Origin of the sequence: Photobacterium halotolerans DSM 18316 (assembly GCF_000425165.1) — a bacterium.
Taxonomy (GTDB): Bacteria; Pseudomonadota; Gammaproteobacteria; order Enterobacterales; family Vibrionaceae; genus Photobacterium; species Photobacterium halotolerans.
Genome location: NZ_AULG01000012.1, coordinates 110,443 through 123,929, shown reverse-complemented (window position 1 = coordinate 123,929; position 13,487 = coordinate 110,443). Strand labels below are relative to the sequence as shown.

Annotated in this window: 15 protein-coding genes; 3 read left to right on the top strand and 12 right to left on the bottom strand. The window is 50.6% G+C overall.

The annotated features are described in order from the left end of the window. Positions 1-35: 35 nt before the first annotated feature. The 4 genes from H511_RS0100625 to radC all read right to left on the bottom strand — a co-directional run bounded on the left by H511_RS0100625 (position 36) and on the right by radC (position 1,928). Positions 36-521: a hypothetical protein gene (locus H511_RS0100625; RefSeq protein ID WP_027250566.1), complete on the bottom strand. Its 486-nt coding sequence runs from the start codon at positions 519-521 to the stop codon at positions 36-38. Positions 522-631: 110 nt separating this feature from the next. Continuing rightward, entirely contained in the window at positions 632-799 is a 168-nt protein-coding gene (rpmG, locus tag H511_RS0100620) for a 50S ribosomal protein L33 (RefSeq protein ID WP_005371942.1), read from the bottom strand. A gap of 13 nt (positions 800-812) precedes the next feature. Further along, entirely contained in the window at positions 813-1,049 is a 237-nt protein-coding gene (gene rpmB, locus H511_RS0100615) for a 50S ribosomal protein L28 (RefSeq protein ID WP_027250565.1), read from the bottom strand. 204 nt (positions 1,050-1,253) lie between these two features. Then, the gene (gene radC, locus H511_RS0100610) at positions 1,254-1,928 is read right to left on the bottom strand and encodes a RadC family protein (RefSeq protein ID WP_027250564.1); all 675 of its coding nucleotides are present in this window, start codon (positions 1,926-1,928) and stop codon (positions 1,254-1,256) included. A 258-nt stretch (positions 1,929-2,186) separates the two neighbouring features. Between radC and coaBC the strand changes: the two genes are divergently transcribed. Further along, complete coding sequence (coaBC, locus tag H511_RS0100605) at positions 2,187-3,398, top strand: bifunctional phosphopantothenoylcysteine decarboxylase/phosphopantothenate--cysteine ligase CoaBC (RefSeq protein ID WP_027250563.1); 1,212 nt, start codon at positions 2,187-2,189, stop codon at positions 3,396-3,398. Between the two features lie 206 nt (positions 3,399-3,604). Next, positions 3,605-4,195, top strand: a complete 591-nt coding sequence (gene slmA / locus H511_RS0100600; protein ID WP_027250562.1) for a nucleoid occlusion factor SlmA — start codon at positions 3,605-3,607, stop codon at positions 4,193-4,195. Positions 4,196-4,334: 139 nt separating this feature from the next. Here the strand turns inward: slmA and pyrE are convergent, their stop codons facing one another. Together pyrE and rph are read right to left on the bottom strand one after the other, a co-directional pair. Further along, on the bottom strand, positions 4,335-4,976 hold the full coding sequence (pyrE, locus tag H511_RS0100595; protein ID WP_027250561.1) for an orotate phosphoribosyltransferase: 642 nt from the start codon (positions 4,974-4,976) through the stop codon (positions 4,335-4,337). Positions 4,977-5,099: 123 nt separating this feature from the next. After that, positions 5,100-5,816: a ribonuclease PH gene (gene rph / locus H511_RS0100590; RefSeq protein ID WP_027250560.1), complete on the bottom strand. Its 717-nt coding sequence runs from the start codon at positions 5,814-5,816 to the stop codon at positions 5,100-5,102. 190 nt (positions 5,817-6,006) lie between these two features. Here rph and H511_RS0100585 point away from each other — a divergent pair, with 190 nt between their 5' ends. Next, positions 6,007-6,870: a YicC/YloC family endoribonuclease gene (locus tag H511_RS0100585; RefSeq protein ID WP_027250559.1), complete on the top strand. Its 864-nt coding sequence runs from the start codon at positions 6,007-6,009 to the stop codon at positions 6,868-6,870. Between the two features lie 232 nt (positions 6,871-7,102). Here H511_RS0100585 and H511_RS0100580 read toward each other — a convergent pair whose 3' ends face one another. The 6 genes from H511_RS0100580 to H511_RS0100555 form a co-directional block, all read right to left on the bottom strand. Next, a complete protein-coding gene (locus H511_RS0100580) occupies positions 7,103-8,368 on the bottom strand; it encodes a type II toxin-antitoxin system HipA family toxin (RefSeq protein WP_027250558.1) in 1,266 nt (421 codons plus the stop codon). Continuing rightward, positions 8,365-8,670: a helix-turn-helix domain-containing protein gene (locus H511_RS0100575; RefSeq protein ID WP_027250557.1), complete on the bottom strand. Its 306-nt coding sequence runs from the start codon at positions 8,668-8,670 to the stop codon at positions 8,365-8,367. Before H511_RS0100575 ends, H511_RS0100580 begins: the two co-directional genes overlap by 4 nt. Positions 8,671-9,126: 456 nt before the next feature. Continuing rightward, entirely contained in the window at positions 9,127-10,254 is a 1,128-nt protein-coding gene (locus H511_RS0100570; protein ID WP_027250556.1) for a hypothetical protein, read from the bottom strand. Positions 10,255-10,281: 27 nt separating this feature from the next. Next, on the bottom strand, positions 10,282-11,280 hold the full coding sequence (locus H511_RS0100565) for a YecA family protein (protein ID WP_027250555.1): 999 nt from the start codon (positions 11,278-11,280) through the stop codon (positions 10,282-10,284). A 193-nt stretch (positions 11,281-11,473) separates the two neighbouring features. Then, entirely contained in the window at positions 11,474-12,709 is a 1,236-nt protein-coding gene (locus H511_RS0100560; RefSeq protein ID WP_027250554.1) for an MDR family MFS transporter, read from the bottom strand. After that, positions 12,710-13,486, bottom strand: a complete 777-nt coding sequence (locus tag H511_RS0100555; protein ID WP_027250553.1) for an ABC transporter ATP-binding protein — start codon at positions 13,484-13,486, stop codon at positions 12,710-12,712. It abuts the gene before it with no gap. Between the last annotated feature and the right edge of the window lies 1 nt (position 13,487).

The following is a 13,487-nucleotide window of genomic DNA, read 5'->3' as shown; positions in this document are numbered from 1 at the left end:
CTGGCTAATCTTTAGTAACAGGTGAGCGAAGGATATCAGATTTCAGGGAACAGGTAGCTGGCCTCGACAGTAATCGCCAGCCATTCTCCCTGCCAGTTTTGCAATAGCCAGAACTGGGGAAGCTGATACACAGTCAGGCGGTAAGGTTCTTCATGATTGTCCAGCCACACTTCCACGCTACGTGGCGAGGCCAGCTTATCATTGAGCTGGGCCAAGGTTTCTGAGTCGATTTTAGTACCGGCGACATCCTGCCAGTTTGCCACTATGGCCGAGGGATCGCCGGCTATAACGGGCTCGGACTGCCAGTCTTGCTGATGGCGGCTGAAAATAATATTGGGCAGCACCAGCTTTTCAATGCTGCCGTCAGCAGGAAGTAAGCGCACTAGTCCGGCGGACGCTTGCTCGGCCGGGGTGGCCTGCATCATCCGCTGCTGAATCAATTCCGGTAGCTGAATCATAGCTAAAAACAGCAACACCCCAATGATGATGATGTTGTTCCATCCCTTACGCGACAGTTTCATCGTCTCTCCAGCACTAAGTATGAGTCAGTGATCATAATCCGCTTCCTGACCGACAGCCATAAAAAAACCCAGCCTTGGCTGGGTTTTTATCAAAAAGCAGAAGAAACCAATTACTTGATTTTTGCTTCTTTGTACAAAACGTGCTGGCGAACAACTGGATCAAATTTCTTGATCTCAAATTTGCCTGGCATGTTACGTTTGTTTTTGTCGGTAGTGTAGAAGTGTCCAGTGCCGGCAGATGATACCAGACGGATCTTCTCACGAATGCCTTTAGCCATTCTTCAAATCCTCTTAAACGTTCTCGCCGCGAGCACGCATTTCAGACAGAACGGTATCAATACCTTTCTTGTCAATGATACGCATGCCTTTCGCAGAAAGACGTAGTTTAACGAAGCGTTTTTCGCTTTCTACCCAGAAACGATGAGTTTGCAGGTTCGGCAGAAAACGACGCTTGGTGGCATTACGTGCGTGTGAACGGTTGTTACCCGTTACAGGACGTTTACCAGTTACTTGGCATACTCGGGACATTACTGTCTTCTCCAAATCGTTTCAGCTCGATATCAACCGCGATTAACCGAACGCAAAAAGCATTCCACCTAACCGAAGCTATCAAAGGTCGCGCATTATACTAAGTCAAAACCAGTTGCTCAAGTCCCGAGCAGATCCTTTCTCGTCTTTTTGATCAATTTCGGCCTAGTGTGACATCAAGCTGCACAATAATCAGCTTGATAGTTACAGCCATCCTCTTTCAGCAAAAGAAATCACTTCCCCGTCTCCGACGACAAAATGATCGAGGATCCGAATATCTACCAAGGCCAGCGCATCGCTGATCCTCTGAGTAATTCGCCGATCGGCCTGACTTGGCTCCGCCACGCCTGAGGGGTGATTATGCGCTAAAATCAACGCCGCTGCATTAAGTTCCAGCGATCTTTTTACCACTTCTCGCGGATAAACGCTGGCAGCATCGATCGTTCCTTCAAACATCACCTCACCGCTAATCACCCTGTGCTGGTTATCCAGAAACAACACATAAAAGGCCTCGCGATGGCGATCACGCAGCATCTGGCTTAAATATTGCCGCGTATATTCCGGGCTGCTGAGGGCATCGCCTTTCGCCAGTTTCTCTGATAAATAACGCAGGCTCATCTCCAGCACCGCCTGCAGCTGAACATATTTAGCCGGTCCCAACCCTTTGTGCTGACAAAACGATTTGCAGTCAGCCGCCAGTAACGCGCGCAGAGAACCGAATTCTTCCAGCAACTGGCCGGCCAGCTCAATCACATTCATGCCCGGCAGGCCAGTGCGTAAAAAGATGGCCAGCAGCTCTGCATCTGACAGCGCATTGGCCCCGCGCTGCAGCAATTTTTCCCTGGGACGCGATTCCGCAGGCAGATGTTTCAATACCATGGCGCTTCAACCCTTTTACTGTGTCTGTGGCAAAGAAACGCACATGTTGCGCCCGATACAAAGCCCGATACTTGAAAATGCGGCGGCTGACGCAGCTCTGGTGTCTTGTTACAGCATGCCGGCCTTACTGTGTCGAGCGGTGACCCGGTCTCTGCCCTCCATCACAGCCCGACGGCATTTTTCTCACGACTAAAGCGATGAAACCTCATCGCTTTGGTGATATCTTGTTGCCAGTTTTTTCACGACACAGGCAAGCGAATGAAAACACTGGCAGGAAAGAAAATACTTCTGGGGATCAGCGGCGGCATCGCAGCATACAAATGCGCGGAGCTGACACGGCGTCTGATTGAACGAGGCGCAGAGATTCGCGTCGTCATGACCCCGGCCGCCAAGGAATTCATTACCCCGCTCACCATGCAGACCGTTTCCGGTCATCCGGTGGCCGACAGCCTGCTCGACCCCGCCGCCGAAGCCTCCATGGGCCATATTGAACTGGCAAAATGGGCAGATTTAGTGCTGCTGGCACCCGCCTCCGCCGATCTGATTGCCCGCCTCCGTGCCGGTATGGGCAACGACCTGCTGACGACCTTATGTCTGGCCACCAGCGCGCCGATTGCTGTCGCGCCCGCCATGAACCAGCAAATGTATCGCCAGCCTGCCACCCAGGACAACTTGTCGGTGCTGGCAAGCTGGGGACATAAAATCTGGGGCCCTGCCAGCGGCGAGCAAGCCTGTGGCGATGTCGGTCCGGGCCGGATGCTGGAACCTATGGCACTGGTGAATAAGATAGAAAACGCATGCCAGCCACAAGATCTGACCGGTGTCCGTATTGCCATTACTGCCGGCCCGACCCGGGAAGCCCTGGATCCGGTGCGCTACCTCACCAATCACAGCTCAGGCAAAATGGGCTTCGCCATTGCGCAGGCAGCAGCACAACGCGGTGCCAGCGTCACGCTGATCAGTGGCCCGGTCAACCTTGCTACCCCGGCCGGCGTTAACCGTATCGACGTAGAAAGTGCTGTAGACATGCACCAGGCCGCCACTGAGCAGGCAAAGGCGCATGATATTTTTATTGGCTGCGCGGCAGTGGCTGATTTCCGCCCGGCGGAAATGGCGTCACAAAAAATGAAAAAGCAGCAAGGACAGGACGAGCTGGTACTGAAACTGGTGAAAAATCCGGATATTATCGCCAGCGTCGCCGCCCTGACTGACCAACGTCCGTTTACTGTAGGCTTTGCCGCCGAAACACAAGATGTCGCGCGCTATGCGCAGGACAAGCTGCAGCGTAAAAACCTCGACCTGATTTGTGCCAATGATGTCGCGCAGCAGGGACAAGGATTTAACAGTGATACCAATGCCCTCCACCTGTATTGGAAGAACGGTGACAAGGCACTGCCCCTGACAGACAAAGCATCACTGGGGCGACAATTAATTACTGAGATCATCGACCGCTACAAAGCACAAGACTAAGCCTATTTCGTTGAACTCTCAGCGAAACAGGCAAAATACTCAGCGGTTCATTCATTTTTGGCAGCCAGCTCTCAAGCTTACACTCTGGCTGTCGATACAGATAACACTGCCTGATCCAGACACTTTCCATGCCCTGTGCGCATGGCTAAGATAGTCAGGCTTTTTCTGTCCGGACACAGTCTTATATCGAAAAGGAACGGTTATTCATGGCTGGCAATAAAAAAAACAACCGCCGCGAAGAAATCTTACAAGCGCTGGCTGAAATGCTGGAATCCAACCAGGGGAGCCAGCGCATTACTACCGCTAAACTGGCTGCCCAGGTGGGCGTTTCCGAAGCGGCACTGTATCGCCACTTTCCCAGCAAAGCCCGTATGTTTGAAGGCTTGATCGAATTTATTGAAGACTCGATCACTACACGTATTAACCGTATCCTGGATGACGAAAAAGACACCATGACCCGCCTGCGTATGGTGCTGCAGTTATTGCTGGTCTTTGCCGAGCGCAATCCCGGGCTCACCCGCATCATGACAGGCCATGCCCTGATGTTTGAGCAAGACAGGTTACAGTCGCGTATCAACCAGCTGTTCGAGCGCATTGAAACCCAGCTGCGTCAGATCCTGCGTGAGCGCAAACTGCGCGAAGGCCGTGGTTTCCCCATTGATGAAAACCTGTTATCCGCCCAGCTGCTGGGCCAGGTAGAAGGCAGTTATAACCGCTTTGTGCGCTCCAGCTTCCGTCACAAGCCGAATGACAATTTCGATGCTTACTGGGAACTGCTGACCGGTCAGCTGAGCTAACCTTTTTCATCCCTTCTTGTATCGGGCTCAGCACACATCAGTATCGAGAACACAGTGATATTCAGAACACAAAAAAGGGTTGGCACATTGCCAACCCTTTTTCTTTTTCATTCCATGTTCTGCCCTGCAACAAGCAGAATCAGATACCGTACTGAGCGCGATACGCTTTCACCGCTTCCAGGTGCGCGTCCATGCCATCCTGCTCTTCCAGATAGCTCACCACATCGCCCAGCGAGACAATAGAAATCACCGCACAACCGAAGTCGCGCTCCACTTCCTGAATCGCGGAGAGTTCGCCTTTGCCTTTTTCCTGACGGTCAATCGCCACCAGCACACCGGCCAGATCTGCCCCGTTGGCCTGGATGATTGCCATCGACTCGCGGATTGCCGTGCCGGCCGTAATCACATCATCAACCAGCATAATGCGGCCTTCCAGCGGGCTGCCCACCAGATTGCCGCCTTCACCGTGGTTTTTGGCTTCTTTGCGGTTAAAGCAGTAAGGCGTGTCCACATCATGGTGATCGGCCAGTGCGACCGCAGTCGTAGTGGCGATCGGAATGCCTTTGTAAGCAGGACCAAACAGTACATCAAATTCAATGCCGGAATCTGCCAGTGCCGCGGCATAAAAGCGGCCCAGACGCGCCAGATCGCGACCGGTATTAAACAGGCCGGCATTAAAGAAATACGGGCTCTGACGGCCAGACTTCAGGGTGAACTCACCAAACTTCAATACGCCTTTTTCCAAAGCAAATTCGATGAACTGACGCTGATATGCTTTCATTGTTTCTCCTCGAGCGATTGGTCGCATGCTTCAGCCAGACACGAGCGCTGGCCGGTCAATCCCCGCAGCCTTACCGTGCCGCGGGCAAAAAAAAGCGGCTCCACAGGAACCGCTCCAAAAACATTAACTTTCCAGCGACGCCTGCTGGATAGTGATGATCTCGGCAATGCCGTCTTTGGCTAACGACAGCATCTCCATTAATTCTTCCGTACTGAAGGCATCCCCTTCAGCCGTCCCCTGAATCTCAATAATCTTGCCGTCACTGTTCATGATGACATTCATATCGGTCTCGGCATTAGAGTCTTCCGCGTAATCCAGATCGCACACTGGCGTCCCCTGATAGATGCCCACAGACACGGCAGCGATAGTGGTTTTCAGCGGGTTTTTCTTCAGCTGGCCTTTTTCCATCATCAGATTGATCGCATCAGTCAGCGCCACCATGGCCCCTGTGATAGAGGCGGTGCGCGTACCGCCGTCGGCCTGAATCACATCACAGTCGACCGTGATCATCTGCTCGCCCAGCACTTCCAGATCCACCGCCGCGCGCAGGCTGCGGGCAATCAGGCGCTGAATTTCCAGTGTCCGGCCGCCCTGCTTACCGTTAGCCGCCTCACGACGGTTACGGGAATGGGTCGCGCGTGGCAGCATGCCGTATTCCGCCGTCACCCAGCCCTGGCCTTTGCCTTTCAGCCAGCGCGGCACGTTTTCTTCAACACTGGCGGTACATATGACCTTGGTATCGCCAAACTCAACCAATACCGACCCTTCGGCATGGGCGGTGAAATGACGGGTGATAGTAATAGGACGAACTTGACTGGCACTTCTTCCACTTGGACGCATCGGGTTTCACCTTGGCTGATATTGAGTGCTGAAAACAAAGCCGCTGTACGGCCGGCAGACATTAACCGGCGATTATAGCCAGATCTGCGTCGCAGTGCACGCCTGTCCGCATGCTCCCGCCCAGGAGAGATTTCCATTATTCGTACCGGCGCGTATAATCAAGCCATCATTTCTTAAGGGCCGATAGCCAATGATTCACAGTATGACCGCCTATGCCCGTCGCGAAGTAAAAGGCGACTGGGGCAGCGCCGTTTGGGAAATCCGCTCGGTAAACCAGCGATACCTGGAAACTTACCTGCGCCTGCCAGAACAGTTCCGCAGCCTGGAACCTGTCCTGCGCGAGCGCTTCCGCCAACGTCTGGCCCGGGGCAAAGTCGAGTGCAGCCTGCGCTTTGAAGCCAATCCTGCTTCCAGCAGCGAACTGCGTATCAACGAGCAGCTGGCCAAGCAGGTGATCAAGGCAGCAAGCTGGGTAAAAGAAGCCGCAGGTGAAGGCAATATCGGCCCGTTTCAGGTACTGAACTGGCCCGGCGTGATGGAAACGCCTGAGCAGGACATGGACACCATCAACCAGGAACTGCTGACGGCATTTGACGGCGCGGTGGACGACTTCCTGGCGGCACGCGCCAGCGAAGGGGCCAATATGAAAGATCTGATTGATCAGCGCCTGGCCGCTATCTCAGAAGAAGCCGGCAAGGTGCGCGCCCTGATGCCTGAAGTCATGCAATGGCAACGCGATCGCATTCTCAATCGCCTGGAAGAAGCCAAAGTCGAGCTGGATGCCAACCGCATCGAGCAGGAACTGATCATGCTGGCGCAGAAAAGTGATGTCGCCGAAGAGCTGGATCGCCTGGATTCCCACGTTAAAGAAACCCACAAAATCCTGAAAAAAGGCGGCGCCTGTGGCCGACGTCTGGACTTCATGATGCAGGAATTTAACCGCGAATCGAACACCCTCGCCTCCAAATCCATCAACACAGAGATCACCGCTGCTGCTGTCGAACTCAAAGTGCTGATTGAGCAGATGCGCGAACAGATCCAGAATATAGAGTAAGTTCTTCACCCATCCAAGCACGTCTCAGAAGCCCTGTATTCCCTTGTTAAGAGCATTGTAAATACAGGGCTTTTTTATTTTTCCCGTCCTCACAGGTTTGCAGTTGTCCGTTGCCAGTTGCTGATTAAGTGATGGGCAAAGTGGTGGGCAGTTTCCATTTAATGTCCCTTGCGGACGCCAGAACGTTTTCAACCTGTCTCATAAAAAATAAGAGACGGCATTGACCCGTGGCTTAAACATTAAACGCTACTTGCTTTACGGCTTGCTCTGCTCGGCTGATCCCCAATCGCTGCGCAACTTGTTGCCACTGCTTAACTGCGTTTAGCACTTCATCATAAATTTGCGTTGCCTCGCTCTGCGAGAGCCTGAAAAAATCTTTCACGTCAAAAGCCAGTTGGTAGTTGAGCGCGTTGTCTGTGTCGGTAATATTCAGATGAAGCCCATGCTTGCCAACAATCGGGTTTAAGTCATAAGCCGGTGATAATTTCCAACCTTTATTGGTTAGCAGGAAACCGTGGTTTCTCAGGTGATCGTCGGTGTTAGACACAGCGATATTAAACACGATCCGTCGCCATAACTGCGCCAGATCGGCTTTAGTTTGTGCCCCCTGATTCGAGAGAAATTCGGCAATCTCCAGGTAACTGGCACCGTGCGAATGCTCACCATCATAGTACTGGAGCTGCGTCATTGCCGATGAAAAATGCAGACGTTTGTTTCCCTCTCGGTCAAAGCGCTTGGTTAAAAAGGTATGGTGCTGTGTCGAGAATTTTCGGATTTCACTCGGAAACATGTCAACACCCGCCGCTAAAGCCAGCTCATAACACACCATCTCCCATGCACCGACATCATAGGTGTCATTTAAATTGGGAAACTTAGCTATCCACAAGTGGTTAGACTCATCAGTAACACAGGCCTTTGGCCTTGCACCACCTAATGATGAACCAGGTGAAATCAACATTTTCAACCAGCGATAATATTCGTCACTGTCGATGTTGTCGTCTTTTTCAATTTGGATGGCGGCATGCTCTAACTCACGCAGCGATGCCATGGGAGGAGCTGCAAATTCAGCATTATTGTCTAAAAAATCACGGTCAAGAAAATCAGCTAAGCCGGATCGCTTAAAACGAATACCACCCATTCGGTAGGAGTCATGTACACCAAGCAAATAATCAAGTTCAGTAAGTCGACTACTCGACCTAATACCCTTTCGATATTCGATCGCTGCCCGGCGCTGCATCAAAATACGTCCCCAACGATCTGGGGATGAATCTAAAAAAGCACGGAAGTTTTTATCCGCTTCGTCATTGTATAATTCACCCGCATGCAGTGTCAGCATAGGATCAATTTGCAAACGATACGATGATTTTAGGAATGCCTTGTCATAAGCAAAGCTAAACACACCACCACGACTTGAGTCACTGTAAGCCAAATGGCCAATTAATAATGGCTGATCAATGGGGTGCCAATTCGCATAAACCTCTACCAATTCACGGCTCATTTTGAACCTTCCAGTAGTTTGATGTTTTGCAACTTAATGCCTAGTTCGTCATGGGCAGCCATTTCAGAAAAGTTATTCTCCATTCCCAGCACAGCCATAATTTTCAAGTAAGTACCTATAGCTACACCAGGATCGCCAGCAAATACCTTATTTACCGTTTTATGATCAAACCCCGTTCGCTCGCAGAGCATCTTCTTGGTTAACCCCCGACGCTTCATTGCTAGCAATAAATCCTCACCAAAATGCGTGAGAATTTTGCGCTGCTTAGGAAACAGTACATTGTGTAAATCTCGCTTTGCCATACCGCCACCTATAGGACCATATTCCTATTTTTGAAGAGATAATGGGAATATAGTCCCACTTTGATCATTTGACAAATCTAAACGTAGATCAGAGTAGGACTATGTTCCCACCTTTAATTAAAAACTGGGAATATAGTCCTACTTTCATTGTGATTTATCACTAGCGACAAACTTTTAGCACTCAAGGTGCGGGATTAGAACGGAATGCCAGGGTTAGTCTTTCCGGTACTGCCCAATATAGTGAGCAGCTTGTAAAGCTTTACTGAAAAGATCGACAAACCCTAGCGTATTTGGTCATGTTTTGTAGACCTGCCTTGATTACACAAATGTATTGAAAACTGAACCCAACACCTTAATGCGCGAAAACGTATTAAATGCTCCAAAGCAGGGTCTATGCCCACCTCACTGTTAGCTTTCCAGCTATCAAATTTTTGTATTGAGGCAAGAGGCGTAGCATTACGCCCTTGGTAACAGGTCTTGCAGCCGGTTTAACAGCGCTTTACGGCTGTTATTACTAGAGATAAATCGCTCAAAACGGCACTCAAAATCCAAGGCTTCTCCTTTGAATTGGTAAGCCTCTGCGAGTTGATGCAGATAACGAGACGCTTGATCGTAGCCACTGGCACACGTTCGGCTTGCTTGCTCTTGCGCGCGTTGCCAAACTTGATCACGCTGATTGTAAACTTCTGAGAGCTTTGCTTCCTTTGCAGCTTTTTCTGCTGCCAGTCTTGTCGCTAACGCAATCGCTTGTTCTTGCTTTAATTGTTGCTGCGCAATGGCTATATAAGGCTCGATAATTTGCGCACTCAACCAATGTTGATAATTAACTGGCTCGTTAACTTGCTCTTTCCTTGTCATTGCCAGAGCTTGGTGACGAGATAACTGTCCCTGTTCAAACAAGGCGGTTAACAGCTGATCTTTTTCTTTTTCAGAAAGCTGACTAAGCCAATCATCTATATGAAAACGATTGTGCTTTGCACTATGACTGGGCTTTTCTTCCAGCGCCAATGCGAGCGCTTTCACCAGTCCTAAAGGAACACCAAATAAGCCAGCAAAAGCGGTTTGCGCATCACTTAGGTGATTGAAATCAAAATTAATCATTGGCACAGCAGCAAGCTCATCATTGCTGTCTAACTCTCTGAGCCACATAAAATACAAAAGCCGCCAATCACCTTGTATCAATTCACTCCGCAAGCTGGCCAAATGCTGAAAAAAATCATCCGCCTGTTCATCATCTAAATAGTCGTCGTATTCCTCTAACGAGAATACCAACAACTGCCATTGGTCAGTTGCATGAACATAGAAGCCATGATCACCGCTCTGCAATAAGTCCTCAGGTATGGTGCCAATTGGCAGCTTAATGTACGCCTCAATAAAACCCCAATCGGCATAATAAAACCCAATATCAAAGTAGTTGAGTACAACATCAGCCGTCTCAGCTTTTAAACCGCTGTAGTGATAATACACCTGAAAAGACGTGGCGGTGATCTCAGCACGGCTTGAAATTTGCCTCAGAGCTTGGCGTTGTTTACTGCCTAAAACCCCGTCCAGACGCTCAAATCGGTAGGATTGATATTCGCTCACGGTAACCTGTTTAACGTTTTATTAGTGCTAAAGTGTGAATTGGAATGTTTGCGCTAACAACGGCTGAAGCTGCACTTTTGGCGGTTTGCGATCTTCTGCAGCAAACCGGTTAGGCTCGACAGTGACAAATCCCCAAAACTGTAAAAAGCGTTCAATAAAGCGCGATTCAATTAACACGCCAAGCCTTTTTTCTGGCGAGTAGTAATCGTCTGGCTCAAGCTGGCGCAATAAATCAGGGAAGGCCGTGACGATATCATCAATTAATTGATCCGGGCTGGCATGGCTTTGCAAGCGCCACAACATAAAGAGCCAGAAGGCGCGTAAATCGACATCTTGCTTAAAGGCATCAAAATAGCCCCAGTTATATCTGGTGATAACGGTTTCGAGCATAGGTTTAAAGAACGCCTGAACACCTTGTGTTTGGTACAACTTCTGTGCGGCCTTTTTAACATGGAACTGACCACTACGGCGATAAATAATACCGGCGGTTTCTGCCAAAATACGGGCATAGTGCAAGGCATTGAATTTATCTTCATTACTGCCGGCAAATTCACTGATGCTAATGTGGCGTTCAAACTGTGACACAGCAAACTCAGGCAATAAATCACTGGCGTGTTTTACCAACTTAGCCGGCAAATTACCTTTACTGGTGGCTTTAAACGCGCCGTCATTTTGCATCGCTTCGTCTAAAATGAGCGCTAGATAACGCATCACAGGGCTACCAGATAAATCATCTGGCGTGCTGATAGTCACCCAATTTAATTCATCAAGCGGTGCATAAAGCCAATTGGCCATTTGCGTGGGTGATAAGCCGCAAAAATCTGGATGAGGGCGATTGTTGCGCGCCTGCATCTTATGCTGCATCACCACATTGAGCTCATCAAGCGTCAAATCAGGATTCATGGCCACCATGGATTCAACATCATCAAACACTTCAGCATGCGGTTTTGACACCTTGTTCATACAACAATGCTTGTACTTTTTACCACTGCCACAAGGGCAAGGATCGTTTCGTCCTGGTTTCATGATTATTCACTCTTTTTTACTGTTACCTTCGCTCACCTGATAGAACAAAGCCGGTGCGTCATTCAACTATCTTTCTTGGTGCGTGTTTTCTCGCACCTCTTGATACTCATCTTTGAGCACTTAATCAATGCTGATTGGCACAGAAGCGCGACTTGTTCTGGTTTTGGTCAGTAGGTAACGTTGTTCGAGAAAATCAAGACACACCCAGCGCTTGCTGTTCGCTTCTCTCCTGCTTGCTGACCTGCACAAACAAGCCAATCCCGGAGAGTGCGCCGAGTATTGCGAACGTCAGCCACAGCCAGCCAGAGTGAAACTCAGGTAAGTCCAGCAACCAGCCTGCGCCCCAGTTTCCTGCAAACGCAAACAGTCCACCGATACAGGAATGCAGGCCGTAATAGCTCGCCAGTTTGGCCGGATCAGCAAAGCGCGGCACATAAGCGCCAATCAGCGGGTAAACCATCATGGAGCCGGCACTGAGCAGCATGGCACACAGCACAAACGGCAGTGGCAACCAGGGGTCAAAGTGCAGATTCAGGGCCAGAAAGGCACTGCCCATCAGTGCCATCCCAATGCCCATGCCTTTGGCAACACCGAGTGTTTTATTCACCCAGTGACTGACGGGCAATTGCAACAGCACTCCCATGAAGGACGATACCATAAACACCCAGGTGATAACGGAAGGTACACCGGTTTGCACTTTCGCCTGATGAGGAATGGAAAGATAAAGCTGATGAAACAGAACCTGGTAGACACTGGCGGCCAGCACGAAGTGCATAAAGGCTTTATGTTTCAGCATTAACCACCAGTCGAGCAAAAACCCCTGTTTCTCCGTGCTGGCCGGGATCCGGGCATCTCTGGGCAGGTAGCGCCACTGAAGCACAAACAGCAGACCAAACACGCCGGCGGCTGACAACCCGACCCAGCTGAAACTGACGTAAAACAGTGTCAGACCCATCAGCGGCCCGAGCAGCATGCCCGCTTCTTTGGCCAGGTTCTGCAAGGCAAAGACTCGATGACGATCGCTCGCATTGGGGTACTCGGACGACAAATACGCCTGACTGCTCGGGGTGAACAGCGCACCGGCAAACCCGGTGCAGAAGGCCCCCAGGATAATCGCGGCAAAGCTGTCACTGATCCCCAGCAGGAGGAAACCCACAATACGTACAGCGCAGCCCCACAGTATCATAGGTTTATAGCCAAACCTGTCGCCTAGCGTGCCGCCGACTAAGAACAAGCCCTGCTGGCTGAGCACACGCAGGCCGATGATCAATCCAATATACCAGCCGTCAAATCCCAGCGTCTGCAAATGCTCAGCCAGATACGGCAGCAGCATGTAAAAGCCGAGATTAAAGCTGAAACTGTTAAACACCAGAACGCGGCCGGCGGCCGACAGCAGCCGCCAGTCACTGATGAGATGGTGCCACCTCACTTAAGCCGCCTTGATCGAACGCAGGGTGCGCACAAAAGGTACGCCGCTGTCATCAGTGATCACCTGAGCTTCCACATTATAAATGTCCTGGACCAGCTCTGATGTCAGAATCTGTTTGGGATGCCCGCTCGCGACAAGATCGCCCTGCTTGAGCACCAGCAGGTTATCAGCATACTGCGCAGCCAGATTGAGATCGTGCAAGACCATCAGAGTGATGCATTGCTTCTCCCGGGTCTGACTGACCAGATGCTCCAGCAAGACGTGCTGATGATGCAGATCCAGCGCACTGACAGGTTCATCCAGCATCATGATCGCCGGATCACGCATTAAAGCTTGCGCAAACAGCACCATCTGGCACTGACCGCCACTGAGGGTATTAACGCTGCGGTTTGCCAGATGAGAAATCCCGATATTATCGAGAATATGCAGCGCTTGATTGAGCGTTCTGTCGTCGACCCGCAGACTCAGGGCGTCCAGTCGTCCCAGCAGGATCACTTCAATGACAGTTAAATTGACATCCAGATTAATATCCTGCGGCATGTAACCAAACTTATTGCGCCACTGTGCCAGCGACTTGTAGGACAAGAGATTACCGCTGTAGCGGATCTCTCCGCTACTCAGTTTAATCTCACCAAATAACGTCTTCAGCAGGGTGCTTTTCCCTGTGCCGTTGGGGCCGAGAATCGCGGTAATCTGTCCCGGTTGCAGGCCAAAGCTCATATCGCGAGCTAAAGTGAGTGAGCCGAGCTGAATATTTACTTTGTCGACAGTCAACATC